At 74.4% G+C, this 25,628-nt stretch carries 19 protein-coding genes; 8 read left to right on the plus strand and 11 right to left on the minus strand.

Translation table 11 applies throughout. The annotated features are described in order from the left end of the window. Positions 1-10: 10 nt before the first annotated feature. A complete protein-coding gene (locus tag QOZ89_RS14415) occupies positions 11-1,009 on the minus strand; it encodes a GNAT family N-acetyltransferase (RefSeq protein WP_312624008.1) in 999 nt (332 codons plus the stop codon). A gap of 307 nt (positions 1,010-1,316) precedes the next feature. Continuing rightward, complete coding sequence (locus QOZ89_RS14420; protein ID WP_198543225.1) at positions 1,317-1,736, minus strand: VOC family protein; 420 nt, start codon at positions 1,734-1,736, stop codon at positions 1,317-1,319. A gap of 522 nt (positions 1,737-2,258) precedes the next feature. Here QOZ89_RS14420 and QOZ89_RS14425 point away from each other — a divergent pair. Together QOZ89_RS14425 and QOZ89_RS14430 are read left to right on the plus strand one after the other, a co-directional pair. After that, complete coding sequence (locus tag QOZ89_RS14425; protein WP_312624009.1) at positions 2,259-2,651, plus strand: thiamine pyrophosphate-dependent enzyme; 393 nt, start codon at positions 2,259-2,261, stop codon at positions 2,649-2,651. A gap of 67 nt (positions 2,652-2,718) precedes the next feature. Further along, positions 2,719-4,209: an aldehyde dehydrogenase family protein gene (locus QOZ89_RS14430; protein WP_071048694.1), complete on the plus strand. Its 1,491-nt coding sequence runs from the start codon at positions 2,719-2,721 to the stop codon at positions 4,207-4,209. Positions 4,210-4,277: 68 nt separating this feature from the next. Here the strand turns inward: QOZ89_RS14430 and QOZ89_RS14435 are convergent, their stop codons facing one another. Beyond that, positions 4,278-4,961 carry a response regulator transcription factor gene (locus QOZ89_RS14435; protein WP_312624011.1) on the minus strand — a complete coding sequence of 228 codons (684 nt, stop codon included), beginning with the start codon at positions 4,959-4,961 and terminating at the stop codon, positions 4,278-4,280. Then, a complete protein-coding gene (locus tag QOZ89_RS14440) occupies positions 4,958-6,112 on the minus strand; it encodes a sensor histidine kinase (protein ID WP_241841700.1) in 1,155 nt (384 codons plus the stop codon). The genes QOZ89_RS14435 and QOZ89_RS14440 overlap by 4 nt, the downstream gene beginning before the upstream one ends. A gap of 135 nt (positions 6,113-6,247) precedes the next feature. Here QOZ89_RS14440 and QOZ89_RS14445 point away from each other — a divergent pair, with 135 nt between their 5' ends. From QOZ89_RS14445 to QOZ89_RS14455, 3 genes are read left to right on the plus strand one after another with little or no spacing between them, the layout of a single operon-like run. Next, positions 6,248-7,216 carry an ABC transporter ATP-binding protein gene (locus QOZ89_RS14445; protein WP_071048691.1) on the plus strand — a complete coding sequence of 323 codons (969 nt, stop codon included), beginning with the start codon at positions 6,248-6,250 and terminating at the stop codon, positions 7,214-7,216. Next, complete coding sequence (locus tag QOZ89_RS14450; protein ID WP_312624012.1) at positions 7,213-8,868, plus strand: DUF1349 domain-containing protein; 1,656 nt, start codon at positions 7,213-7,215, stop codon at positions 8,866-8,868. Before QOZ89_RS14445 ends, QOZ89_RS14450 begins: the two co-directional genes overlap by 4 nt. Beyond that, the gene (locus QOZ89_RS14455; protein WP_083418572.1) at positions 8,865-9,713 is read left to right on the plus strand and encodes an ABC transporter permease; all 849 of its coding nucleotides are present in this window, start codon (positions 8,865-8,867) and stop codon (positions 9,711-9,713) included. The genes QOZ89_RS14450 and QOZ89_RS14455 overlap by 4 nt, the downstream gene beginning before the upstream one ends. 130 nt (positions 9,714-9,843) lie before the next feature. Here QOZ89_RS14455 and QOZ89_RS14460 read toward each other — a convergent pair whose 3' ends face one another. Further along, positions 9,844-11,301: a DUF4331 domain-containing protein gene (locus tag QOZ89_RS14460; protein ID WP_312624013.1), complete on the minus strand. Its 1,458-nt coding sequence runs from the start codon at positions 11,299-11,301 to the stop codon at positions 9,844-9,846. A 246-nt stretch (positions 11,302-11,547) separates the two neighbouring features. Here QOZ89_RS14460 and QOZ89_RS14465 point away from each other — a divergent pair, with 246 nt between their 5' ends. From QOZ89_RS14465 to QOZ89_RS14475, 3 genes are all read left to right on the plus strand, one after another. Next, on the plus strand, positions 11,548-12,906 hold the full coding sequence (locus tag QOZ89_RS14465) for a tetratricopeptide repeat protein (protein WP_071048702.1): 1,359 nt from the start codon (positions 11,548-11,550) through the stop codon (positions 12,904-12,906). Continuing rightward, positions 12,903-14,831, plus strand: a complete 1,929-nt coding sequence (locus QOZ89_RS14470; RefSeq protein ID WP_312624014.1) for a high frequency lysogenization protein HflD — start codon at positions 12,903-12,905, stop codon at positions 14,829-14,831. The genes QOZ89_RS14465 and QOZ89_RS14470 overlap by 4 nt, the downstream gene beginning before the upstream one ends. Before the next feature lie 187 nt (positions 14,832-15,018). Next, positions 15,019-15,735, plus strand: a complete 717-nt coding sequence (locus QOZ89_RS14475; RefSeq protein WP_071048688.1) for a hypothetical protein — start codon at positions 15,019-15,021, stop codon at positions 15,733-15,735. Between the two features lie 297 nt (positions 15,736-16,032). On the opposite strand, the gene QOZ89_RS14480 is transcribed toward QOZ89_RS14475, so the two are convergent. The 6 genes from QOZ89_RS14480 to QOZ89_RS14505 form a co-directional block, all read right to left on the minus strand. After that, positions 16,033-17,496 carry a catalase gene (locus tag QOZ89_RS14480; RefSeq protein ID WP_312624015.1) on the minus strand — a complete coding sequence of 488 codons (1,464 nt, stop codon included), beginning with the start codon at positions 17,494-17,496 and terminating at the stop codon, positions 16,033-16,035. 294 nt (positions 17,497-17,790) lie between these two features. Then, entirely contained in the window at positions 17,791-18,759 is a 969-nt protein-coding gene (locus tag QOZ89_RS14485) for an FHA domain-containing protein (protein ID WP_312624016.1), read from the minus strand. Further along, a complete protein-coding gene (locus tag QOZ89_RS14490) occupies positions 18,756-20,036 on the minus strand; it encodes a VWA domain-containing protein (RefSeq protein ID WP_312624017.1) in 1,281 nt (426 codons plus the stop codon). Before QOZ89_RS14490 ends, QOZ89_RS14485 begins: the two co-directional genes overlap by 4 nt. Next, positions 20,036-21,607, minus strand: coding sequence for a protein phosphatase 2C domain-containing protein (locus QOZ89_RS14495; protein ID WP_312624018.1), 1,572 nt, complete (start codon positions 21,605-21,607; stop codon positions 20,036-20,038). The genes QOZ89_RS14490 and QOZ89_RS14495 overlap by 1 nt, the downstream gene beginning before the upstream one ends. Further along, entirely contained in the window at positions 21,607-24,030 is a 2,424-nt protein-coding gene (locus QOZ89_RS14500; protein WP_312624019.1) for a serine/threonine-protein kinase, read from the minus strand. Before QOZ89_RS14500 ends, QOZ89_RS14495 begins: the two co-directional genes overlap by 1 nt. Next, positions 24,027-25,622, minus strand: a complete 1,596-nt coding sequence (locus QOZ89_RS14505) for a hypothetical protein (RefSeq protein ID WP_312624020.1) — start codon at positions 25,620-25,622, stop codon at positions 24,027-24,029. Before QOZ89_RS14505 ends, QOZ89_RS14500 begins: the two co-directional genes overlap by 4 nt. Between the last annotated feature and the right edge of the window lie 6 nt (positions 25,623-25,628).

Below are 25,628 nucleotides of genomic sequence, written 5' to 3' on the forward strand. Positions count from 1 at the left end.
GCCAGGCTGACTAGCCGAGGTCGGCGTTGGGGACGTAGCGGTCGGCGTCGAGGGGGCTGCCGGGGGTGGCCATGAACGTGTCCTGGTCGGTGATACGGAACCCGGCGCCCACGAGGACGGCGGCGAGCGGGTGAGCGGCGAAGACGGCCAGGTGCACGGAGTGGCCGTCGTCGCCCGCGACATGGCGGGCGGCGGCGAGCACGGCCCGGACCGTGGCGTCGGCGTCGTGGCCGCCGGCCGGCCCGACGGCGCATGTGTCGCCGCGGACGCGGGTGACGGCGTATCCGCTGGGCGTCGTCCAGGCGGCCACGCCCGGCTGGCCGAGGTACCAGGCGAGGTGCTCGACGCGGTGGCCGCCGCTGACCTCGGCGTCGAGTTCGGCGATGTCGTCGGCGCTGGCGGGGCGGGGACGGATCTCGGCCGGTGCCTCGGGCAGCGCCGCGGCGAGGCCATGCAGGTACCAGAGCGGCTGCCTGGGGCGCAGGCCGTGGCGCATGTAGAGAGCCAGTGCCCGTGGATCGGCGGACGCGAACGTCACGACGGGGTGGCAGGGGCCCGGGAGCACGGCCGCCAGCAGCCGCCGGCCGAGCCCGGCGGACTGCGTGCCGGGGTCGATGAACAGGTCGCCCAGGTGGGTGAGGCCGCCGCGAGTCAGCGTGCCCGCGAACCCAACCACGCCGGCCAGGTCGGCCGTACCGGCCGAGTGCGCCGTACCGGCCGAGTGCGCCGTACCGGCCGGGTCGACCGTGCTGTCCGCGGCGGCCCGGCCGACCCCGCCGGACGAGCCAACCGCTTCGGCCAAGCCGTCGGCAGGGATATGGACGCGGGTCCTGCCCTTGACGGAACCGGAGGATTCGGCGCCGCGGTCCGCGACGACAAGCCGCCCGGTCTCCCGTTCCAGGTCCAGGAAGTCCGGCTGGCTCGGCCAGGTGCCCAACAGGTCGAAGCCGGCGGCGATGGCCCGGATCGCGGCCATGTCGGCCGGGCCTGCCACTCGTATCAGGGCCACGCCGCCATCCTCGCCCACGCCGGAACCGGCAGCGCTTCCGCCAGTAGCTGTGGGGGAGACGCCGGTCCTGTGGGCCCCACAGTGCCTGACTGAAATCCCCGTGGGCGCCTGCCCGGAGGAGAGCGTCGGCCAAATGGATTAGGGCAAGTACGCTCCGGGCCTCGACCGCCTGGGGGAGTCACCGTGCGCGGACGGATGTCGGCGTGAGGAGCCAACGCGCGAAACAGTTATCGCCCAGGTCGGTATACCAGCAGACCTTCAGCGAATAGCTGGTGTCGCTCTGGCGCGGCCCGTACCGCGACCGGTGTCACTCGTTCGGATCGTGGTGCTGGGCGATGTTGAGCACGGCCCCGCCCGGTGCTCGGACGAAGAATCGGCGGATGCCCCACGGCTCGGTGGTCAATGGGTGGACAATCTCGTAGCCAAGGCGTTGCGCGATGGCGTAGGCCTCGTCGACGTCATCGACCTTGACCGAGAGCAGCGGGTTCTCGGGTCCGGTAGCGTCCCGCGACAGCAGCTGGATGTGTTCGCCCGAGGAGGGCACGACGACGCGCGTGACCCAGTCCAGACCCATGTCCTGCGCGTCGAAGCCGAGGAAGTCGGTATAGAAGGCCTTTGCCTCGTCGAGGTCGGGCACCGTGAGGTCGGCCGTCACCCGGATGACTCGCATGAACAGCTCTCCGTCCGCATCGCCGAGAAGGTTCGTGTCTTTCGTAATGAGCGTCATCCGCTATGTCAACGGGTCTGGTCGACTCAACTTTCGTAGTTACCCGGCAATGTTGATCATGTCGAGGCTCCAGGCCAGTTGGAGGGCGTGGATTTCGGCGGTGGTCTGTGTGGAGGGCCGAGTCGGTCGGAAATGCGTGGCGATGAGGGCGCGGCGGAGCCGGGCGAGCAGGTCGGCGGCGGAGGGCCGGGTCTTGGTGGTGTACCAGGGGGCGCAGGTGGCGTGGTCGGCGGCGCCAGTGGCGGTGGTGGGCGGTTGGCGCTGGCCTCGCCTTGGCGGTATTGGTGTTCGTGGTCTTCTTGCTGGCGCGAGGCGGCAGGGTGGCTTGGCAGATCCAGCGGCCGGTTCCGGCTCGGCGGGCGGCATGTCGACGGCGGTGTCGAGCCCCCTTCCCGCCGAGGGAAACCAGTGCCCAGCGCGCCTGCCCGCCGCTCGACCGCGACCTTCGCGGCTGTCGTGGTCATGAGTCGCGCCCTCCCCGGCTGGTCGCGCATTTTGAATATTGGATATATGATCCGTAAGATGATCGCTAGAGGCGAACCCACCCAGAACCCGGCCGGTGGCACCGGTGCCACCGGCGGCGGCGTGGCGGTGGCGGGGAGCTGCGCCGGATTCCTGTTCGCGTCGAACGAGCTCGCGACGGCCGTCCAGCACGGCATCCACACCGCCACCGTGGTCTTCGACGACGGCGCGTACGGCAACTCCAACCGCTACCAGCGGGAGAACTTCGCCGGCCGCGAGCTCGGCACCGTTCTGCGCAACCCCGACTGGATGGCGCTCGCCCGCGCGTTCGGCGCCGAGGGCGTCCGGGTCGACGACGTCGCCGACCTGCCCGCCGCGCCGCGCGCCGCCTGCGCGGCCGACTGCTCGACCGTCATCGCCGTCCCGATGGACCGCCTGCCGTCCCTGTTCTGACCGTGGCGTTGCACCGCCTCGCCCAGCCGCCACAGCCAGCCGCTAACTCGTCACCAGGAGGTCACCAATGCCGGTCGACCTGGACCGCCACGCAGCCCTCGCGAAGGAGCTGCTGCCGCCGGGGCGGCTGCTCGTCGGCGACGACCGTCCCGACGGCGACGCCGGGACGTATGCGCACGTCAACCCGGCGACCGGCCGCGAGCAGGCGGCCGTCACCCTGGCCGGGCCCGGCCAGGTCAACGCGGCTGTCGACGCCGCGAGGACCGCGTTCGAGCGTTGGCGAACGCTTCGGCCGGACGAGCGACGCGGCGCGCTGCTGCGGCTCGCGGCCCTGGTGCGGCGGGACGCGGAGAAGATCGAAGGCATACTCACCCTGGAGTGCGCGGTCCCGGCAGCGACCACGGCCGCCCTGCCCCGCCGGGCCGCTGACTATCTGGAGTACTACGCCGGGTACGCGGACAAGATCGAGGGGCGGGTCATCCCGATCTTCCCGGAGAACGCGTTCGACTACACGCTCGCCGAGCCGTACGGCGTTATCGGGATCATCTCGACCTGGAACGGCGGTATCTCGTCGGTCGCCCGCAAGGCGGGCGCGGCGCTCGCCGCCGGGAACACGGTGGTCGTCAAGCCGATGGAGCTGGCGCCGTTCTCGTCCCTGTTGTTCGGCGAGCTGGCGCTGGAGGCTGGCCTGCCGGCTGGCGCGGTCAATGTCGTCCCCGGCGACGCGGCCGCCGGCGCGGCGCTCGTGCGCCATCCGGGCGTCGACAAGATCAGCTTTACCGGTGGCCACCGCACGGCCCGCGCGATCCTCGCGGACGCCGCCGAGACGATCAAGCCGGTCGTGCTCGAGCTCGGCGGCAAGTCGGGCAACATCATCTTCCCGGACGCCGACCTCGCCGCCGCCGGCCAGTTCGCCGGCACGGTGTGCATGGTGATGGCCGGACAGGGCTGCGTCTTCCCGACCCGGCTCATTGTCCACGAGTCGGTCCACGACCAGGTGGTCGCGACCGCCGTCGCCACCGCCGCCGCCCTGCCCATCGGTGACCCCCTCGACCCGGCGACCGTCGTCGGACCGGTGGTCAGCGCCGCCGCGCAGACCCGCATCCTCGGCATGCTCGAACGCGCCCTCGCCGCGCCGGCCGGCGAGTTGCTGCTCGGCGGGGGTCGGGTGGACGCGTCGGCGGACCCGGGGCTGGCGGGCGGCTTCTTCGTCGCCCCGACCATTCTCGACCGCGTCGACCCGGCGGCCGAGATCGCCCAGGAGGAGGTCTTCGGCCCGGTCCTGTCGGTGCTGACGTTCCGCGACGAGGACGAGGCGGTCGCGCTTGCCAACGGCACGCCCTACGGGCTCGCCGGCTACGTCCACACCGCGGACCTGCGCCGCGCCCACCGGGTCGCGGCCCGCCTTGACGCCGGTTACGTCTCCGTGGGCGGCTTCGCCGCCCTGCCGGCCAGCGCCCCGTTCGGCGGCTTCGGCCGCAGCGGCTACGGCAAGGAGGGCGGCCGCGCCGGCCTCGACGAGTTCATCCGCACCAAGAACGTCTACCTGCCGCTGTAGCGCCCCAAAGATCGCGACGTGATCGGCCTCGGCACGACGCTCGTGCTGTTCTGCGACATCGTCTGTCTTCAGTCAGCGGCCCAGGCCCGGTCCTCGGGGGCGATCCGGTAGCCGACGCGGGGGGTGGTGGTGATGACCGGGGGGTCGCCGAGCTTGCGCCGCAGGCGGCCGATCGTGACGAGGACGGTGTTGGTGAACGGGTCGGCGTGCTCGTCCCAGACCTGTTCGAGGAGGTCCTCGGCGCTCAGGTACGCGGGGCTCGCCCGCAGCAGCGCCTCCAGGACCGCGAACTCCTTGACGGACAGGTCCAGGGGCCGGCCGTCGCGGGCGACCGTCCGGCGAATCGTGTCGAGTTCGAGGCCGGCGGCCCGCAGCGTCGCCGGCCGGACGGCGGGCCGGCGGCGCGCGAGTGCGCGAATGCGCAGCACCAGTTCGGGGAAGTGGAACGGCTTGGTGAGGTAGTCGTCGGCACCGAGCGACAGGCCGCTGACCCGGTCGACGGGCGCGTCCGCGGCGGTGAGCATCAGCACCATCGCCCGCTCGTCACGCCGCAGGATCAGCTGGCAGAGGGTGTCGCCGTGGATGCCGGGCAGGTCCCGGTCGAGGACGACCACGTCGTAGCTTGTGGCGGCGAGCTTGGCGGCGGCCTCGAGGCCGTCGTGCGCGACGTCGGCGGCGATCGCCTGGTCGCGCAGCCCCTCGGCGAGCACGGCGGCGAGCCGGCGCGCGTCCTCGACGACCAGGACCCTCACGCCGCGACCGCCGGGCCCGGCGCGGTCACCCGTGGCAGCGTGACGGTGACCAGCAGGCCGCCCTCGGCCCGGGCGCGCAGCTCCAGCGTGCCGCCGTGCGCCTGGGCGATGGCGGCGACGATCGACAGGCCGAGCCCGGCGCCGGCCGCGTCCGACCCGGTCCGTTCGACGCCGAGCCGGCGGAACGGCCGGGCCAGCTCGGACACCTGTGCCTGGTCCAGCACGTCGCCGCCGTTCTCGACGACCAGCCGGACCGTCGCGCCGGACACGGCGGTGGCGACGCCGATCCAGCCCCCGTCATGGTTGTGCCGAACCGCGTTGTCAAGCAGGTTGTCGATCATCCTGCTGAGCAGCGGCTGGCTGGCGAGGACCCAGGTGTCGTCGAGGCTGTGCACGCGGTGCAGCACCAGGCCGGCGCCGCCGATCGCGTCCGTCCGCGTGGTGAGCCGCGCCGAGACGGCCGCGTCGAGGGAGACGGTCGCCCGGTCGGGCAGCCCCCCGTGCTGGCCGCGGGCGAGCGCGAGCAGTCCGTCGAGCAGCTCGTCGACCCGGTCGAGCTCGACGCGCACCCGGTCCGCGAGCAGGAGCGTCTCGCCCGGGATCGGGCCCGGCTTGGCCGCGGCGACGTCGACGAGCGCGCGGACGGTCGCCAGCGGGGTGCGCAGCTCGTGGGAGGCGTTGGCGACGAAGCGGCGCTGCGCGGCGAACGCACCGTCGAGGCGTTCCAGCAGGGCGTCGATGGTGTCGGAGAGGTCCTTGAGCTCGCCGTCCGGGCGGGTCATCGCGAGCCGCTCGTGCAGGCTGTCGGCGGAGATCCGCCGGGTGGCCGCCGTGATCACCCGCAGCGGGCGCAGCACCCGGCCGGCGGCGACCCAGCCGACCACGACCGACGCGACCGCCATCACCGCCAGGGCGACCGCCGACCCGAGCAGGTAGCCGTGGGAGGCGGCATGGACAGCGGCGTCCCGTGACGGCGGGACGGGTCTGCCAGCGGAGGTCGAGACGGCGACCGACACCGACGACGAGGACCCGACGCCGTTGGTGATCGCCAGCAGCACGATCGCCGAGACCACGAACAGCCCGCTGTACAGCGCCGTCAGCCGCATTCGCACGGTGCGGCGTACCCGGATCATCGTCGCCTCCCCAGCCATCGGCGGCCCCTGCCGCCCAGGATGGCCGGCCGGGCCTAACACCGAGATAACGGCCATCGTTCGGTCCGTGTCAGCGCCCGCTCCATAGAACTCCGTCATGCCCGCAACGACACGCGGAATGGGAGGGCTATCCGGATGGGAACGAGCATTGAGGTCGACGGCCTGCGCAAACGGTTCGGGTCGACGACAGCGCTGGACGGGATGACGTTCACGGTCTCGCCCGGCCGGGTCACCGGGTTCGTCGGCCCCAACGGGGCCGGCAAGTCCACGACGATGCGGGTGATCCTCGGCCTGGACGCACCCGACGCCGGCACCGCGCTGGTCGGCGGCCGGCGGTACGCGGCCCTGCCGCGCCCGCTGAGCCACGTCGGGTCGCTGCTGGATGCCGCGGCGCCGCAGCCGGGCCGCAGCGCCCGCAACCACCTGATGTGGCTGGCCCACTCGCAGGGCCTCACCGGCCGCCGCGTCGACGAGGTGCTTGACCTTGTCGGCCTGACCGGCGCGGCGCGGCGCAAGGCCGGCGGCTACTCGCTGGGGATGCGCCAGCGGCTCGGGATCGCCGCCGCGCTGCTCGGCGACCCACCCGTGCTGATGTTCGACGAGCCGTTCAACGGGATGGATCCCGAGGGGATCGTGTGGATGCGCGGCTTCCTGCGGGGGCTCGCCGACGACGGCCGGACCGTGCTGGTCTCCAGCCATCTGATGGGCGAGCTGCAGGACACCGCCGACCACCTGCTCATCGTCGGGCGTGGCCGGCTGATCGCGGACACCTCCACAGCGGCGCTGCTCGCGGCCGCGGCCGGAAACAGGGTCCGGCTACGCACGAGCGCCCCACCAGCGGCCGCGGCGGCGCTCGAACGCGCGGGCGCGTCGGTGATGCCCACGGGCGGAGAGACGCTGACCATCGCCGGCCTTCCCGCCGGGGAGGTCGTCGCGGTGCTGAGCGCGGCCGGCGTCCCGTTCGCCGAGGTCGCCGCCGAGCAGGCCAGCCTCGAACGGGCCTACCTGGACCTCACCCGCGGGTCCGTCGAGTACGCCGCGCGGCCCGCGCCCACCGCGTCCGCCGCCTTGGAGGACGCGACGCGAAAGGACCTGGCCCGATGACCAGCACGCTGTCGCCGCCCGTCGCCACGCCGGCCGAACCGCGTGGGCGATCCACCTTCGGCCGGATGCTGCGGGCCGAATGGACCAAGTTCCGGACGCTGCGCGGCTGGGTCCTCGCCGTGCTCATCGGCGCCGCGCTCATCGACGTGGTCGGGCTGTTCGCCGTCCACAGCACCATTTCCTGTGACCAGGGGTCCGGCAAGGCCTGCTACCAGCCACTGCCCACCGGGCCGGGCGGCCAGGCGGTCACCGACTCCTTCTACTTCGTGCGTCAGCCGCTCGCCGGCGACGGTGCCATCACCGTCCGGATGACGTCGCTGACCGGCCACTACTCGGCGGCACCTCCCGCCCCGGCGGAGCCTTCGGCCGGCTCGGCGGTGCCTCCCGCCACCCCGGCGGACCCGGGGCAGCAGGCCGGCGGCGTCGACGCGACCCAGCCCTGGTCCAAGGCCGGAATCATCATCAAGGCGAGCACGACCCCCGGGTCGGCCTACGCGGCGATGACGGCCACCGGCGGCCACGGCACCCGGATGCAGTGGAACTTCACCCACGACGTCGCCGGCCTGGCCGGCCCGGTCGCCGCCGCGTCGCCGCAATGGCTGCGGCTCACCCGCGCCGGCGACACGGTCACCGGCTACGACTCGGCCGATGGTGTCACCTGGACCAAGGTGGCCACCGCTCACCTGGCCGGCCTGCCGGCCACGGTCCAGGTCGGGCTGTTCGCCACCTCACCCGGCGTCCTGGTCGTCACCGAGTCCTTCGGCGGCTCGTCCGCGACCGGCACCTCGAGTACGGCGACGGGCACGTTCGACCATGTCCTGCTGTCCGGTGCGACGACGGGCGCGGGCTGGACCGGCGAGGCCATCGCCGGCGACGGTGCGCCAGGGGCGAGGCCGGGCGGCGACCAGCCGGGCTCCTACGAACGGGCCGGCGACCAGATCAGGGTCACCGGGTCCGGCGACATCGCGCCGGCGGTGCCCGGCATGAGCTCCAGCCCCGCCCCGACCGCGGCGATCGAGGACCATCTGCAGGGCGTCTTCCTCGGGCTGATCACGCTGGTCGTGGTCGCCGCGATGTTCGCGACCGCCGAGTACCGGCGCGGCCTGGTCCGCGTCACGCTGGCCGCGATGCCGGGCCGGGGCCGGGTGCTGGCCGCGAAGGCGGTCGTGATCGGCGCCGCCACGTTCGCCGCCGCGCTGGTAGCGGCGGCCATCGCGGTCCCGGTGGGTGCGCGGCTCTCCCGCGACGAGGGGTCGTACGTGCTGCCGGTGAGCGGACCGACCGAGGCACGGGTGATAGTCGGAACCGCGCTGCTGGTCGCCGTCTGCGCGGTGCTCGCCCTCGCCGTCGGGGTGATCCTGCGGCGCGGCGCCGCCGCGGTCGCCGCCGTCGTCGTCGGGATCGTGCTGCCCTACCTGCTGGGCGTGGTACCCGCGCTGCCGGTCGAGGCCCGCGAATGGGTGCTGCGGGTCACCCCGGCCGCCGGCTTCGCGATCGAGCAGAGCATCCCGCGCTACGCCCAGGTCACGGCCGAGTACTCGCCGCCGGCATACTTCCCGCTCTCGCCGTGGGCCGGCTTCGCCGTTCTGTGCGGCTACGCCGCGGCCGCGCTGGCCGTCGCGTACGTCCTGCTGCGCCGGCGCGACGCATGACGGCGACGGCACCGGCCCTGACGCGTCAGGACCAGCGGACGTCGCCGCGAGACGCCTGGCTCGCCGGCCGGCACGCGCTGCGCGCGGAGTGGACCAAGCAGCGGACCGTCGCCGGGCCTGGCTGGCTGCTCGTCGCCGCCGCCGTGCTGACCATCGCGGTCAGCGCGGCGGCGGCCGCCGCCACCCACTGCCGGCCGGGAGGCGAATGCCCCGTCGACACCGCGAAGCTGAGCCTCACGGGCGTCCAGCTCGGCCAGGCGGTGGTCGCCGTCCTCGCGACGACGGCCGTCGGCGCCGAGTACGGCACCGGCCTGATCCGGGTGACCCTGACGGCGGTCCCCGGCCGGCTGACGCTGCTGGCCGCGAAGGCCGTCACGGTGACGGTCCCGGTCCTGATCGCCTCGACCGCCGGGGTCCTCGGCTCGCTGCTGGCCGGCCGGCTGCTGCTGCCCGGCCACGGCCTCGGCCCGTCGCGCGGTTTCACGGCGCTGACCCTGACGGACGGGCCGGTCCTGCGGGCCGCCGGCGGATCGGTCCTCTACCTGGCGCTGATCGCCCTGCTGGCTCTGGGTATCGCCACGGCCGTCCGCGACACCGCCGCCGCCATCGGCATCGTCCTTGGCCTGCTGTACGTGTTACCGATCATCGCCGCGGCCACCGCCAACCCCCACTGGCAACGCCACCTCAACCAGCTCAGCCCCATGACCGCCGGCCTGGAGATCCAGGCCACCACCAACCTGGACACCCTGCCCATCGCGCCCTGGTCCGGCCTGGGGGTGCTCGCCGCCTGGGCCGCCGCCGCCCTCCTCACCGGCGCGCTGCTTCTCCGCTTCCGCGACGCGTGACCTTCCGTCCACGACCGGAGCGAGGGCCGCGACGCGGTGGCGTCGCGGCCCTGTCCGGTGATGCGATGAGGTTGGCGGCGGCTCAGCCGCGGGTCAGCCGCGGGTCAGCCGCGGGTCAGCCGCTCATGTGTCAGCGGGAGCCGGGGGTGGGCAGGGCGACGTAGGGGAACGCGGTGGCGAACGGCACGTTGTTGGCGTTCACGGCGTCCCCGAGTGCCTTCGCCGCCGCCGGCGGGTTCGGCAGCAGGACGCCCTGGACGGCCTGCAGCTCGATGTCGACGACGTCGTCGATCAGTCGCCGCCCGTTCGGGAACCCGGCGGTGTCACCGCCGACCACGCCGAGGCGGTGCGGGTGCGCCGCGGGCGGGACCGACATGTTCAGCCGTAGCGCCTCGTAGGGGACGATCCTGTTCGGGGCGGCGTCCTTGTTCAGCGTGTGCGCGTTCAGGTCGACGCCGAGGTTCGCCTTGCTCACCCCGGTCAGGAAGGCCGCCACCAGGTCATTGCGCGGTTCCTGAGGCGAGGGAATGTTGTAGATGGCCTGGATCAGCTTGGGAAGCTCCGGACTGGTGACGTAGCGCAGGAACTGGGCATCGCGGTCCGGGTTGGAGTTGTTGAACCGGTCCTTCTGCCCGACCGGAACGACCACCTCGTTGACCAGCGGCGAGCCGAGCCGGGACACCTGCGACCAGCCGCCACCGTTCGTCGGCTGGCCGTTCCCCCCAGTGCCGGGCAGAACGCGCAGGCTGCGCCGGTCGGTGGTGCTCCAGGCCCCGATCACCGGGTTACGGGCCGGGTCCCCCTTCAGCGCCAGGTCCTTCTTCGGCACCTGCAGCACGATCGAGTTCACGTTGTACCCGGCGAGAGTGTCCTTCCCGATCTCCGTCGCATTGCCGCCATAGAGCAGGTCGAACACCCGCAGGTCCAGGAAGAACGGGTCGTCGGCCTGGCCCGCGAAGGTCCTCAGGCCACCGGGCAGGGTGCGCACCGCGTCGGACCGCAGCTTCGCGTAGTCCGGCATCGAGGCGACGCCTACGTTCGACGGCGCCACCGGCACGTTGTCGGCCAGCACCGTGGTCCGCCCACCCCGGACCAGCTCCAGCTTGTACACCTGGGTGAAGTTCAGGTCAGGGTCGTTCAGCGCCGTGACCGCGCCGGTGTTGTAGAGGAACGTGTTCGGGTTCTTGTAGTGCGACGTGAACGTCCACCGGTAGGTCGAGTCCGCCTTCGCGTCGCCGTCCGCGTCGACGTGCAGGTTGTAGCGGGCGTCGGTCGCGAACGGGAAGAAGTTCGGGCCGCCGGCCGGCTCGGAGAACGGCGACCAGTTCGCCACCAGCGTCACTGTGTCCGGCGCGTCCGGGCTCACGAACGCATACGTGTCCGTGTTGTCCACCGTCGGGTCCGCGGCGATCAGCGGCGCCTCCCGGTGACTGGACGCATTGCCGGCGAGCGGCGTCGCGACGACGGCCGCGGCCGCGCCCAGGGCCAGTGCGGCAATCCCCGCCAGGCCGCGCCGAAGGTCCCGGCGCGGGCGAGAAGGCGGGCGGGGTTCCGGGGAAACCTTGCGGACGGTCAGTTGTTGGTTCACGGATCACCTCGGAGGGTCGCGCGGGCCGGCCCGTCGCCGGCCTCGCACGAGCTGTTCGGGGCCGGCCTCTGCGCGGATGGGTGCACGCCCGCGGACGCGCCCTGTCGCATACCTGACACGTCAAGTGACCGGTCCGAGTCCCTGGCGGCCTCGAAGAGAAGGCGGCAGATCGTCGAGGACCGTCGGTTGGCCGGCCGGGCCGACTCGCGCCCGGTGGCCACCGCGGCGGACGTCAAGGGGCGAACGATGAGACGACGAGCGAGCCGCGCCGCACTCGGCGCCATGCTCACAGTGGCTGTGCTGGCCGCGACGGCGACCGTCGCGGCGCTGGTGGGCGTGGGCCCGACCGGGGCCGGCGGCCGGCCGGCCGCCAGCGAGAGCGCCGCCGGCGGGCAGGGCGCCGGTCCGGTGGCCCAGGTCGGCCGCCAGATCGACACGCTGACCACGCGGCTGCGTGCCCTGCCCGGAGACTGGCCGGGCTGGGCGGCGCTCGGCGCGGCCTACGTCGCGCAGGCGAGGATCACCGGGGATCCGACCTCCTACCCGCGGGCCGAGAACGCCTTTGCCAGGTCGCTGCGGGTCCACCCCGACGGCAACGACCTGGCACTTGCCGGGCAGGCGTCGCTGGCCGCCGCCCGGCACGACTTCCCGGCGGCGCTGCGGCTCGCCGACGCCGCGATCGCCGTCAACGAGTTCAGCGCACCCGCCCAGGGCGTGCGCGCCGACGCGCTCATCGAGCTGGGCCGCTACCCCGAGGCCTGGCAGGCGGTGCAGCGGATGGTCGACCTTCGCCCGGACGTCTCGTCGCTGGCCAGGGCGTCCTACACCTTCGAGCTGCGCGGCGAGGTCGAACCGGCCAGGGAGACGCTGCGGCGGGTGCTGGCCGACGCCACCTCACCGGCCGACGCCGCCTTCGCCTGGCTGCAGCTCGGTGAGCTCGCCCGCGGCACCGGCGACCTGGCCGGTGCCGACGACGCCTACCGCCGAGGCCTGGCCGCCGACCCGGCGTCGGCCCCGCTGCTCGCGGGCCGGGCGCGCGTCGCCGCCGCTCGCGGGCAGACCGGCGCGGCGCTCGCCGACTACCGGACGGCCGTCGGCCGCTCGCCGCAACCGGCGCTGGTCATCGAGTACGGCGAGCTGCTCGAGTCGCTCGACCGGCTGCCCGAAGCCCAGCAGCAGTACACGCTCGCCCGGGCGACCGCGGCCCTGTTCCGCGCGCAGGGCGTCGACGTCGACGTGGAGCTCGCGTTGTTCGAGGCCGACCACGGCGACCCGGCCGCGGCGCTCGCGGCGCTCACCCCCGCCCAGCCGCGTCGCGCCGGCGTGTTCGTCGACGACGCGCACGCCTGGGCGCTGCACCGGCTCGGCCGCGACGACGAGGCGCTCGCCTACGCGCGCGCCGCCGTCGCGCTCGGCACGCCACGGGCACTGTTCCGTTACCACCTCGGCGTCATCGAGGCGGCCCTCGGCCAGCGTGACGCCGCCGCCGGCGACCTGCGGGCCGCGCTTGGCCTCGACCCGCACTTCTCCCCGCTGCACGCGCCGCGGGCCGTCGCTCTGCTCGCCTCCCTCGACGGCCAGCGCCCGACGGGCGGCGACCGATGACCGCCCGCCCGCTGCCCGCCGCCGGCTCGGTGCGGACCGACGCCCCGCGGTCGCGGTGGCGCTCCCGTCGTCGCCTGCGCCGTCCGGCCGTGCTCGTCTGCCTGGTGACCTTCTTCCTGGCGCTCGCGGCCGGCGCCGCCTCCGCCCACCCCCTCGGCAGCTTCACCGTGAACACCGCGAGCGTGCTGCGGGTGGCGCCGGACCGGGTCCGGGTCGACGTGGTCGTCGACTTCGCCGAGATCCCGGCGACCCAGCTGCGGCCCGACGTGGACGAGGCCGGGCCGGCGGCGTGGCGGGACCGGGAGTGCGCCAGAGTCGCGGGCGACCTTCGGGTGGCCGTGGCCGGCACACCGGCCCAGCTGGCCCCCACCGGGGGAGCGGTCACCTTCCCACCGGGCCAGGGCGGCCTGTCCACGATGCGGCTTGTCTGCCGGTACAGCACCGCCATCACGCCGGGGCTGCTGGACGCGGGCGGCACCGACGTCGTGTACGCGCTGCGCGCCTACACCGACCGGTCTGGCTGGCGGGAGACGATCGCGGTCGGCGACGCGGCCACGCTTGTCCGCAGCGACGTCCCGGACCGGTCCTCGAGCGCGCTGCTCACCGCCTACCCGACCGACCCGCTCGCCGGCCGGTCCGACGTCACGCGGGCGTCGCTGCGTGCCCGGCCCGGCGGCCCGGTGGCCGCCGACGCGTTCCCGGAGGTCGCGGACGATGGCGCCGCCGGCACGGTGGGCGAAGCGTCCAGCGGCGGTCAGTCCGTCTCCCGGCCCGGGAACGGCGGGCTGACCGCTCGGTTCACCGGACTCGTCGGCCCGGACTCGGCGCTGACCCTCGGCGCCGCCGCCCTCGCCCTCGTCGTGGCGCTCGGCCTCGGCGCGGCGCACGCGTTCGCGCCCGGCCACGGCAAGACCCTGATGGCGGCCATGATCGTCGGGCGGCGGGCGACCGGCAGGCAGCTCGCGGGAATGGCGGGCGCCGTCACGCTGACCCACACCCTCGGGGTGTTCCTGCTGGCCGTGACGCTGTCCGCGTCGGCAGGTCTTGCGCCCGAACGCCTCTACCCGTGGCTCGGCGCCGCCAGCGGCCTGCTCATGATCGGCCTTGGCCTCGGCCTGCTGCGATCCAGGCTCGGCCGCGGCGCCCCCCGACTGGCGGGCCTGCTAGGCCCCGACCACCGCGGCGATGACCACACGCATGGCCACAGCCATGGACATCACCACCGTGATCACGCGCATGGCCATGCCCATACGCACGGCGCGGACCACGACGGCGGCCATCCGTACGGCCAGCACGATCACGCCGACGACCATACGCACGACCATGGGCATGGGCATCACCACCATGATCACGCGTACGGCCGTGCCCATGCGCACGGCGACGACCACGGTGGCGGCCATGCGGACGGGAACCACGATCACGCCGACGACCACGGTCACGGTCATGGGCACGAGGGTGACCACGCCCACGACCAGGTACCTGGCGGCGGCCACGCCGGCCATGACCGCGCGCGCGGCGGTGAGGCTCACCGTCATCGGCACGGTGGCCGGTGGCACAGCCACGCGCCGCTGCTGGCGGCCGACGGGACCCCGCCGCGCCTTCGGTCGCTGCTGCTGACCGGCCTCGCCGGCGGCATGGTGCCGACGCCATCGGCGGTCGTGGTGCTGCTGGGCGCGATCAGCGTCGGGCGGGCGTCGTTCGGGGTCCTGCTGGTCATCGCCTACGGCCTCGGCATGGCCGCCACCCTCGTCGGCGTCGGGTACCTGCTCGACCGGTCGCTGCGCCCGCTGCTGCTCCGGCTGCGGCGCAGAGCGCCGCGGCTCGCCGCGTCCGCCTTGGCCGCGGGGCCGGTGGTGAGTGCTGTGATGGTCATCGGCGTCGGGGCGCTGCTCATGCTGCGCGCGGGCATGGCCCCGCCAGCCTGACCGCGCGACGGTGCCCGACAGCGCGGTTTCCCCGGGAAATTGCGTTGCGGACGGCAGGCTTATCCGGTGAAATTCTGGAGTGCTCGCATGGAGGAGGTGAAGCCATGACGAAGCGAATGAGATAGCCGCCAGTTGGCCAGTCGGGCCATACGGTGCCCGGCGCTGGCGGCCAGGAGGAGTGTGCGTCGTGCGCAACCACGGCGAGAAGACGAAGGATATGGCCGAGTCCGTGCTGCCCTCGACCGCGCGCCGGTCCGCCCGGCAGGAACGGCGCCGGATTCATCAGCGCCAGCGCGCCCGTGAGCGGAACCTTATGGTGGTCGTCCGTGGTAACGCGGAACACGACGACGGCAACGCCGACTTTCGTGAGGTAATCCGTCGTCGGGACATCACACAGATGGTGTGGGACCGCCGGGGCGCCGACAAGATCGGCTCGCTGGTCCGCTGGGCGGGTAGCCGGGTCGACCGCGACGACAGTCTGCGGGAGGCATCGGTCGACGAGCAGGTCCAGTACTTCGCCCGACTGCTGCCCGACAACCTGATCGGCCGGCACGCCGTCCAGCACATCGAGTCCGAGCTGGAGCACCGCGCGCGGTCCGGCGAGTGGCGCGAGCGGCGTGCAACGCTGGCGGACCGCCTGCGCCGGGAGCGTGCCCAGCTCGCCGACGACCTGCGGACCATCCTGGACGCGGGGCGCCACCGGGAGCTCAACCAGGCGCTGCGTGCGGGCTACCTCTGGGAGGCCCGCGGCGGATCCGTCGGGGCTCGGCCCCACGCGCTCGCCGCCGCGGTCGGCCGGCTCGTGCTGGGCGCACACGACGTCGACGACTTCGTGACGGATGTCGCCGGCCGCCATCCCTGGATTCCGGACCTCGCGCGGCGGCTCGCGTCCGAGGTGGGCTGAGCGAGACCGGCGCGGCGGCGGTCGACCGGTGGCCGTGGGCCCGACGGGGCGCGGGGAGTCGGGCGCACCGCCGGGTTCTTGCGGAACGCGCGCTCGACGAGCGGGCGAAGCGGTCCGGTAAGACCGGAGAGGTCCGGGTCCTCGTTGACGGCCCGGTACAGCAAGGAATCCGTTCGTGGGTGGCGGCGCTGGGGCAGGCCGCCCGGGGCATGACACGGCTCTGGCCTGGCCACCGGTGGTGACCAGGCCAGAGACCGTTTGGGGAACGTTCCCGGAAGGGCGGCCCGGATTGTTCGGCTAGGCGTTCTGGCTGGAGCGGACGCCGGCCTCGACGGCGTCGCCGAGGTTCTTGTCGACGTTGCGCCAGTACTCGAAGGCACGGACGAGGACCGGCTCGCTCACGGCCTTGAGCAGGTGGCCGACGATGTTGTTGGCCAGGCGCTCCCGGGCCGCGTCGTCCAGGACGTCGCGGACCATCGTGCCGGCCTGGCCCCAGTCGTCGTCATCCTCGCGCAGGGTGTAAGCGGTGCGCACCATGTCGCCGTCGGAGTACCAGAGGCCGTCGCCGCCGGCCAGCGCCGGGTCGGCCTTCGGGCCGCCGTAGGAGTTCGGCGCGTACACCGGGTCGGCGGCGTTCTGGATGCGCATCGCGCCTTCCTTGGCGTAGCTGTGGACGGGCACGTGCGGGGCGTTCACCGGGATCTGCTTGTAGTTGACGCCGAGGCGCGCCCGGTGGGCGTCGGAGTAGCTGAACCCGCGGGCGAGCAGCATCTTGTCCGGCGAGAGGCCCGTGCCGGGGACGAGGTTGTTCGGCTCGAACGCGAGCTGCTCGATCTCGGTGTGGTAGTCGGTGACGTTGCGGTTGAGCGTCAGCCGGCCGACCTCGTGCAGCGGGTAGTCGCCGTGCGGCCACACCTTGGTCAGGTCGAAGGGGTTGAACCGGTAGGTCTTGGCCTCCTCGAACGGCATGATCTGCATCTTCAGGGTCCAGCTCGGGAAGTTCCCGGCCTTGATCGACTCGTACAGGTCGCGCTGGTGGTAGTCGCCGTCCGACCCGGCGAGCTGGTCGGCCTCCTTCTGGGTGAGGAAGTCGACGCCCTGGTCGGTCTTGAAGTGGTACTTCACCCAGAACTTCTCACCGGCGGCGTTGATCCACATGTAGGTGTGGCTCGAGTAGCCGTTCATGTAGCGCCACGTCTTCGGGATGCCGCGGTCGCCCATCAGCCAGGTGACCTGGTGGGCGGATTCGGGGGACAGTGTCCAGAAATCCCACTGCATGTCGTTGTCGCGCATGTTGTTGTCGGCCCGCCGCTTCTGCGAGCGGATGAAGTGCTGGAACTTCATCGGGTCGCGCACGAAGAACACCGGCGTGTTGTTGCAGACGAGGTCAAAATTGCCCTCGGTCGTGTAGAACTTCAGCGCGAAGCCGCGCGGGTCGCGCCAGGTGTCCGGGCTGCCGCGCTCTCCGGCCACCGTGGAGAACCGCGCGATGGCCTCCGTCCTGGCGTCGGGCTGGAAAATCGCCGCCCGGGTGTAGGCGCTCACGTCCCGTGTGACCTCGAAGGTGCCGAACGCGCCACCACCCTTGGCGTGCGGCTGGCGCTCCGGGATGCGCTCCCGGTTGAAGTTCGCCATCTGCTCGATCAGGTAGTGGTCCTGCAGCAGGAGGGGACCATCCGTTCCGACGGACAGCGAGTGCTCGTCGCTGGGGGCCGGCGCGCCGGCGTCGGTCGTCGTCCAGTGACGTTCCTGTGTGGTCACGCGCGCGCTCCTTTGCGTATGTCGGGACGCCACTGCCCGAAATGTTCGTGGTGCCGGGACGCCGCCGGCCTCACGCCCGCGCGAGCTTGCCGGTATCGAGGATTGCCCGTTGCCGACAGGCCGCTGATGCGGGTCGGACGTTGAGTCCGCGTACCCGTCGTCGCCCCTTGCAAACGCCGGTGGTGATAGGGCCCTCGATCCCGCTCTGGCCGTTTTGGCCGCCCGGGACCGGTTTTGGCGCGTCCTCGCCGTCGCCACGGCGCACGGCCTGGCCCGGCCGGCGGGCCGGCCGGGTCAGCGGGCGCGCAGCGTGATCCGAGTCCAGGAACCGAGGTAGATGCGCGCACCGTCGGCGAGCTCGACCGCGACGCCGCGCTCCACCCGGCGCAGGTCGTCCCCGAGCCAGGTGCCGTTCGCGGAACCGAGGTCGATGACGGTGAGCGGCCCGCCCGGAGGGTGCTCGAGCAGGGCATGCGCGCGGGAGACGCCGATGTCCTCCGGGGGCAGCGACAGGTCGATCTCCGGGAAGATCCCGCGAGACCGGCTGCGCCGCCCGATCAGGGTCCGGCCGCCCAGCAACGCGACGAGCCGGGGTGGCGTGTCGGTCGGGAACGGCGCCGAGCCGTCGTCGCCGCGATCGAAGTAGGCCCGGTCGGGAACGACCTCGGCCAGCCACGCGGCCGGGGCGCCGACGGGCGGCTCCGGGCGTGACGGCGCGCGGGGTGGGGTGGAGGGCGTGGGGGGCGGTGCCGGCGGGGGAGTCGGCTGGGTGGTCAGGGGCGGTGCCGGGCGCTCCCGTTCCGCGGGCACGGTCCGGGTGAGGAAGTCATAGGCGCACTCCTCGCAGTAGCGCTGGCCGGGCTCGCGCGGCGTCTCGCACAGCGGACATACCGCCTCCCGCCCGGCGGGTCCCACAGCCCCCGTGGGCGTCGCGGCGGCCGGAGGCGGGCCGGCGGGGGAGGCGCCGGCACGCGGAACGCCGCCCAGGTGGAGGCTCGGCTGTCCGGCCGCGCCCGAGAGGTGCTCGTCGGCCGGCGGCTGGGTCACCGGCCACGGACCGGTGACCCAGCCGAGCGGTGGCCGCGCCGACGGAGCGGCGGTGCCGTCGGCCGGCATCGGCGCGGTCGCCACCTGCGCGGCGCCGCCCGCACCGCCCGCAGCGGTCGCGCCGGCCGCGTCCGCCGCGGCCTCGATCCGGGCACCGCACTCGTCGCACCAGTCGTCGGTGCTCGAAAGGTGGCCCAGCGGGCAGCGGACGCTCACCGCGGCGCTGGGACCGTCTTCGTCGACTGGGCGTCGAGATCCATCTCGTCCAGCTTGTCCACGTTCGCGCGCAGCTTCACCTTGCCCGTCGCGGCGTCCTCGATCTCGACCACCTTCTCCAGCAGCGTCAGCCTGGCGGTGTCCCGTGCCTTGGTGGCGAGCCGGGCCGCCTGCCCGAGCAGCGTCGCGGCGGTCTCCCCGTCGCCTTCGTTGCGGGCCTCGAGACCCTTCTGTATAGCGTCGGCGAGCTCGGCCTGTCCGGTGTAGTGCGCGACCGTGCCGTCGATCCGCGTGCTCAGCTCGACGTCGTCGGTCCAGGCGGCGAGCACCTTCGCCTCCGCGAGCGGCTCGCCGTCGACGACCAGACGCACCCGGGCCGACAGCTTCTCGACGCCGACCGGGCCGGGGAGGATCTTGATACCCAGGTGGTACACACGCTTTTCCTCGCCCCACGCGCCCGTCGGGTAGTCCCTGGTCAACGCGTCCACCGCGACGGCGCCGCCGGTCAGGTCCGTGACGTCCGGGAGCACCTGCCGCAGGAACAGCACGTCGGCGCCCCGCGGCGTCCAGACCCGCAGCGCCACCTTGTCGATCCCGCGGCCGAGGGCCGCCTCGACGATGGCACGGAAGTCGTCGGCCATCTCGTTTGGCTTGCGGATGAGGCCGACGTCGCCGAGCAGCCGCTTGGCGATCCGCCGCAGCTGGGCCACCTCCCAGTCCGCGCCGACGCCGCGGCAGTCGCACTGGAACACTCCCTCGCACTGGTTCAGCGCCCGGTCGAGCTCCGCCTCGGTCTGGCCGTTCTGGCCGTCGGTGAGCAGGATCGCGTGGTGGATCGCGTCCGGCCTGGTCAGCATCAGCTCGCGGGCGAGCAGCAGCCACTCGCCGATCGCGGTCCCGCCGCCCGCCTGCATCCGGCTCACCGCCGTCTTGGCCGCCTCTCGGGTGGCGGCGGAGGCGACGGCCAGGCTGTCCCGTTCCGGGAAGATCTTCTTGGCGAAGTGCTCGCCCTGCACGACCGCGAACAGCACCCCGTCGCTCAGCGTGTCGATCGCGGCCCTCGCGGCCCGGCGCGCTTCGATGATCTTGTTGCCGCCCATGGACCCGGAGCAGTCCAGCAGGATCACCTCCGCCGCCGTCCGCCCGCCCGGCTGGGACCGGGCCTGGCCCTGCTCCTGCCCGCCGCTCTTTGCGGTGACCGTGACCACCGCGTGCACATCCGTCCCGCCCGCGGGCAGGTACTTGTTCTGGTTGACCTCGGAGGTGAAGACGAGCATCAGCCTCTCCCCGGCATGTCGATGACGACGACGGTGATGTTGTCGCGGCCGCCCGCGTGTAGCGCGACCGCGGTCAGGTGGCGGGCGACCGCGAGCGCGGAGGCGTCGGGTGGCAGCGCCGCGACGTGCGCGGCCAGCTCCGTGACGCCGGAGGCGTAGTTCCACAGCCCGTCCGTGCAGACCACGACCCGCCCGGGGCCGGTGACCGGTACGACGGCGACCCGCGGCCGTGCCTCCCCGCGGTCGGGGCTGAGCCAGCGGGTGATGGTGTGCGCGCCGGGGGCCGTGTCGGCGGCCTCAGGCGGGATGAGGCCGGCACGCACGGCCTCGGCGGCGAGCGTGTCGTCGGCGGTCAGCCGCAGCGCCCCGCCGTCCGAGCCGAGCAGGTAGACCCGGCTGTCGCCCAGCCACCCGACCGTGACGTCGGTACCGGTGACGACGGCCGCGGCGAAGGTGCACGACGGCGCCGGGTCGCCGGGCGCGGCGGCGGGCATGGCCCGCTGGGCCCGCTCCGTCGCCACATGCAGCCCGCCGGGCACCGCAGGCGCGTGGGGGCTCGCCGCGGTGAGCCACTCCGCGAGCGTGGCCGTCGCCGTCTGGGCCGCGGTGGCGGCGGCCGGTCCCGAGCCGGGCACGGTGGAGACGCCGTCGCAGACGACGGCGACGACCGCCGTCCCGGTTCCGCCCGCTGTCGCGGGGTCCGGCCAGGCGACGAGGCGCAGGCCCATCGCGTCCTCGTTGTCCCGGTGGACGAGCCCGCGGTCGCTGACGCCGGCGAGCCGGCCGAGGTCCATCTCCAGGTGGTCGCCGGGGCGGGCCGAGCCCAGCCGCAGGCCGCAGTTGAGGCAGTAGCCGTCGTCGTCGACCGACGCGGAGGCGCACGCCGGGCACAGCCCGCCCGGCCCGGCGAACCTGGGCCCGGCGGCGGGTGCCGGGGCCTCCAGCGACACCGTCGACCCCTGGGAGGCGGTCGAGCCCAGCGAGACGGTCGGCTCCACGCCAGTCGCCTCCGCGCGTGCGTCCGACGTCTCCGGTACGACCGTGGCCCGTGAGCCGGCGGTCTCCGGCCGCGCGGTCGCCCCCGGCGCCGTCGGCGTCGGCGTCGGCGCCGACGGCCTCGGTCCCGGCGCTGTCGACCCCGGTGCGGACGCCGCGGTCGGCTTCGGCGCGCTGGCGGGGTCTGGCGGGCTGGCGGGGTCTGGTGGGCTGGCGGGGTCTGGTGGGCTGGCGGGGTCTGGTGGGCTGGCCGGGACGGCCGACGCCGGTTGGCCGGACGCACCAGGCGGGGCCGCCGCCGGGAGGACCGCCCCGCACTGCTCGCAGTAGACGTCCGAGTCGGCCGCCTCTGCCAGGCATGCCTGGCAGAGCCGCACCGCCGCGGTCCCCTCGTCCGCGCCGCCCTCGTCCACCGCGCCGCCCATGTCCACCGCGTCGGCCGCGTTCACCGGGCTGGCCGCGGCCGGCCCGTCCGCGAGGGCGGCCTCGGCCGACGCGGCCGGCGTGACGACCCCGGCCGCGTGGTCGCCGGCGCCGCTCGGCTCCCGCGCGCTGGCCTGCCCGGCGGGCGCCATCAGATCAGCGTCCTGGGACGGACGCTGTTCGCGAGGTCGACCAGCTCATACCGGATGGCGGCGTTCGGCGCCTGCTTGGCCATCTCGCGGTAGACCCGCTCGAGGGCGAACCGCAGGTCGGTCTCCCGCAGCCGGGCCCCCGCGACCTGGATGTCGTCGGCGTCCGCCAGCGCGCCCGAGGCGACCAGGCCGACCGCGGCGGCGAGCAGGTCGCGGGTGAGCGCCGCGCGCCGCACCTCGTCGAGCCGGAGCCCCTGGCCGGCGCCGAGCCGGTCGAGCACCCGGGACGCCTCGGCGATGTCGTCCCGGCCGGGCGTCCCCGCCGCCGTCACCGTGCCGAGCACCCGGGCCAGCCGGATCTGCGCGTCCAGGTGGGCCGCCGAGGACGGTGGGACCCGCTGGTAGGCCGCCACGGCCCCCGTCCGGTCGCCCCGGGCGGTGCGGACCCTGGCGAGCCCGAACGCCGCGCTGGTGAACCCGTCGTCGGTGCGCGAGACGATGTCGTACATCCTTTCGGCGTGCGCCAGGGCGCCGTCGACCTCGGCGGCGAGCGCGAGCGCGAGCTTGGGCGCGAGCTCGCCCGGCGCCTGAGAGTAGACCCGGTCGAAGGCGCCTCTGGCCGCCGCCGCGTCGCCGCCCGTGAGCGCGAGCAGCCCGCGGTAGTACTCGACCCGCCACTCCCAGAGGTCCTCGTCGGCGACCTCGTCGAGCAGCTGGCCGGCCTCGCCCGCCTCGCCCGCCTCCATCAGGGCGCGGGCCCGCCGCAGCCGCACCTCGACGGTCTGGGGGCTGATCGCGGCGAGCAGCTGGGCGAGCGCGGCGGGGTCGCTGTCCGGCAGGGCCGCCAGGGTGCTGGCCGCCTGGTCGGCGGGGTCGACCCGCAGCGCCGGCAGCACCGCCCACGGCGGCCCGGCCCTGGTGCCGTCCAGGTCCTCGCCCGTGAGGTGGCTGTCGCCGGCGAACAGCCGGCTCGGCGCCGGCACCGGCTTGCCGCCCTCGGCGGCGACGATCTCGCGCAGCACGCCCAGCAGCTCGTCGTACATCTCGTCGGCGCTGGTGAACCGGTCGTCGGGCAGGGGCGCGGTCGACTTGCGCAGGAACCGGTAGAGCGAGTCGTAGCGGACCAGCGGCGGGTGCTCCGAGGTCGGCGGGAGGCGGTACCGGTAGGTCGAGGTGTTGCCGCGGAAGTTCAGGATCAGCGCCGCGAGCGTCCGCCCGATCGTGTACAGGTCGGAGGCGACCGACGGCCCCTGCCTGGCCACCTCCGGGCCCTGGTAGCCGGGTGTGCCGTAGATCGCCCCGCCGACGGCGTCGAGCCGGCGGACGGCGCCGAGGTCGATGAGCTTCACCGCGTCCCTGGCGAGCATGACGTTGTCAGGCTTGAAGTCGCAGAACACCAGGCCACTGCGGTGCAGGTAGGCGAACGCGGGCAGCACCGCGAGGATGAAGGAGATCGCCTCGGCCACCGGCAGGGGGTCCGGGTTGCCGCCGGCCGCGTCGCGGCGGCGCTTGAGCAGCTCGCGCAGCGACGTCCCGCCGACGTACTCCATGACGATGTAGCTGTGGCCGGCGTGCTCCACGAACGTGTAGACCTTGACGATCGCGGAGTGGTCGACGGAGGCGAGGAACCGGCGCTCGGCGACGGCCGCGGCGTAGGCGTCGGCGTCACCCGCGTCGAGCATGCCCTTGAGCACGACCCAGAAGGTCTGGTCGACGCCGGTGTCGCGGGCCAGGTAGATCCAGCCCTGGCCGCCGTGCGCGATCGCGCCCTCGATCTCGTACTGGCCGGCCCGGTCTCCCTTGGAGAGCGCGGGCACGAACGAGAACGGCGTCCGGCACTTGCCGCAGAACCCCTTGGGCCTGGCCGCCCGCTTGGCGCTGCCGCGCCCGACCGGTTGCCTGCAGTCGGGGTTGGGGCAGATCCGGCGGCTCTCGGGAATCTGCGGGTCGACGAGCACCATCGAGGTCGGGTCGGGCGCGGGCAGCTCCGGCACCTCGACGAGACCGGCGCCGAGCCGGCTGCGCGGCCCGGTCGTGCGCGTCGACCGGCGGGAGCGGCCGGACCGGCTGCTTCCAGACCCGCTGGCGCTTCCGCTTCCGCTTCCGGTCCCACCGCCGACGCCGGCGGTGGCGCTCCCGGTCCCACCGGTGCCATTGCCGGCACCGGGCTGGGGGCTACCGCCGGCCGCCGAGCCCACGTGGGTCCCGCAGACGTCGCAGTAGCCGTCGTCGGTGATGCGCCCGTCACAGGCGGGGTCCACGCAGCCGTTCGGGCCCCTGGCGCTGGGCTGGCCGGGCGTGGACGCCTGGCCAGGCGCGGCCGGTGGCACGTAGAGAGTGCCGCACGTGTCGCAGTAGCCATCGGCGTCGATCGTGCCGCCCGGGCAGTCGCTCTGCGGGCAGGGGATGCCCTTGGATGTCATCCCGCCTCCTCCGTGTCCCACGCGGCGTTGCCCGTCGCGCGGTCGTCGTGCGCGGTGCCCCCGGCTCGCCCGCCGGAGCGGGCCGGCGGCGCGGCGGGCGGCATCCGGGCCGGCACCCCGCCGGTCCCGCTGGCCCCGCCGAGACTGGCGCGACCGGCGGTGACCGCCGCCGCGTACCTGTGGACGAGTTCGCCGGCGAGGTCCAGATCGCTGGGAGCGATGTAGAGCGCATCATGGGCCCGCCGGTGCAGCGCGATGAGATCCGGGTCCTCGGCGCTGCCGTCGGCGGCGGCCTTCGCGTGCAGCGCCCCGAGCAGCCCCCGCAGCTCGTCGCGCCGCCGCAGCGGCGTGGCGTTCTCCTCGGCGACCTCGCGGGCCCGCCGCAGCGTCGCCTCGGCGGTACCGCGCCAGGCCAGCAGCCCGCGGGCCGCGCCCGGCCAGTCGCCGCCGGCCGCCGCGTCAGCCAGCCGGCCCAGCCAGGGGCGCAGCCCGCGGCGTGGGTCGGACAGCCAGCCCTCGTCCAGCCGCCCCAGCGCCGCCCGCGCGCCCGCGACCCGTTCGACCGCCCTGCGCGCGTGGCGTTCGCCCTCGGCGGCGACGGCGAGGATCTCGGTCAGCAGCGCCTCGGCGGCGCGCAGGTCCCCGGCGAGCGAGCCGCGGGCCCGCCCGAGCGCGCCGAGGACCGCGTCGGCCTCGTCCACCGCCGCCGCGGCGGCGGCGAGGTCCGCCGCCTGGGCCGACAGCGGGTCGGCGGCGACGGCCGACCCGTGCGCGCGCACCGCCGCCCTGGCGTCGGCGAGCTCCGGCAGGTCGGCCAGGCCCAGCCGGGCGGCGTCGACGGTGAGCTCGGCCAGCCGCCGTTCGGCGGCCGAGAGCTGGCCGACGCTCGCCGCCCAGGCGGCGACGACCGCGTTCACGTCCGCCCGGACCGCGTCGACGACCTCGCTCGTCCCGTCCAGCAGGTCCTCGGGGTAGGCGGCGATGCCCGCGGCCGGACCAGCCGGCGGGTGGGCGGCGGGGGCGCCCGCGCTGGCTGGGCCCGCGCTGGCTGGGCCCGCGCTGGCTGGGCCCGCGCTGGCTGGGCCCGCGCTGGCTGGGCCCGCGCTGGCTGGGCCCGCGCTGGCTGGGCCCGCGCTGGCTGGGCCCGCGCTGGCGGTGCCCGCGCTGGCGGTGCCCGCGCTGGCGGTGCCCGCGCTGGCGGTGCCCGCGCTGGCGGTGCCCGCGCTGGCGGTGCCCGCGCTGGCGGCGTCACCGCCGACGGCCGGCGGTGCCGGCGGTCGTGGCTGCGACGCGCGGTGCAGGAGGACCTCCAGTTCCGCGATCCGGCGCGGGCCCAGCCAGGACCGGTCGCCGCGCAGCGTCTCCGCCTGGCGGATCACGCCGGACAGCAGCAGGTGGCGCTCCCACAGCCAGTCGAGCCGGGCGCGCACCGCCCTGGAGCGCTCGGCCGTGGCGCCGGTCCGCGCCGCCGGGTCGAGCAGGGCCCGGTTGGCGTCGGTGTCGAGCTCGAGCAGCGCGGTGGCCAGCCCGGCCGCGCCGGCGCGCAGCTGGTCGAGTGTCCTGTCCAGCGCGGACAGCGACCCGGGCGCCATCACGCC

Origin of the sequence: Pseudofrankia coriaricola (assembly GCF_032027725.1) — a bacterium.
GTDB lineage: Bacteria > Actinomycetota > Actinomycetes > Frankiales > Frankiaceae > Pseudofrankia.

Coding starts and splice junctions, on each gene's coding strand:
- QOZ89_RS14450 (WP_312624012.1), top strand. CDS start 7,213: ATGACCAGCACGCTGTCGCCGCCCGTCGCCACGCCGGCCGAACCGCGT.
- QOZ89_RS14430 (WP_071048694.1), top strand. CDS start 2,719: ATGCCGGTCGACCTGGACCGCCACGCAGCCCTCGCGAAGGAGCTGCTG.
- QOZ89_RS14495 (WP_312624018.1), bottom strand. CDS start 21,607: ATGGCGCCCGCCGGGCAGGCCAGCGCGCGGGAGCCGAGCGGCGCCGGC.
- QOZ89_RS14420 (WP_198543225.1), bottom strand. CDS start 1,736: ATGACGCTCATTACGAAAGACACGAACCTTCTCGGCGATGCGGACGGA.
- QOZ89_RS14505 (WP_312624020.1), bottom strand. CDS start 25,622: ATGGCGCCCGGGTCGCTGTCCGCGCTGGACAGGACACTCGACCAGCTG.
- QOZ89_RS14425 (WP_312624009.1), top strand. CDS start 2,259: ATGATCGCTAGAGGCGAACCCACCCAGAACCCGGCCGGTGGCACCGGT.
- QOZ89_RS14465 (WP_071048702.1), top strand. CDS start 11,548: ATGAGACGACGAGCGAGCCGCGCCGCACTCGGCGCCATGCTCACAGTG.
- QOZ89_RS14455 (WP_083418572.1), top strand. CDS start 8,865: ATGACGGCGACGGCACCGGCCCTGACGCGTCAGGACCAGCGGACGTCG.
- QOZ89_RS14445 (WP_071048691.1), top strand. CDS start 6,248: ATGGGAACGAGCATTGAGGTCGACGGCCTGCGCAAACGGTTCGGGTCG.
- QOZ89_RS14440 (WP_241841700.1), bottom strand. CDS start 6,112: ATGGCTGGGGAGGCGACGATGATCCGGGTACGCCGCACCGTGCGAATG.
- QOZ89_RS14490 (WP_312624017.1), bottom strand. CDS start 20,036: ATGCTCGTCTTCACCTCCGAGGTCAACCAGAACAAGTACCTGCCCGCG.
- QOZ89_RS14470 (WP_312624014.1), top strand. CDS start 12,903: ATGACCGCCCGCCCGCTGCCCGCCGCCGGCTCGGTGCGGACCGACGCC.
- QOZ89_RS14500 (WP_312624019.1), bottom strand. CDS start 24,030: ATGACATCCAAGGGCATCCCCTGCCCGCAGAGCGACTGCCCGGGCGGC.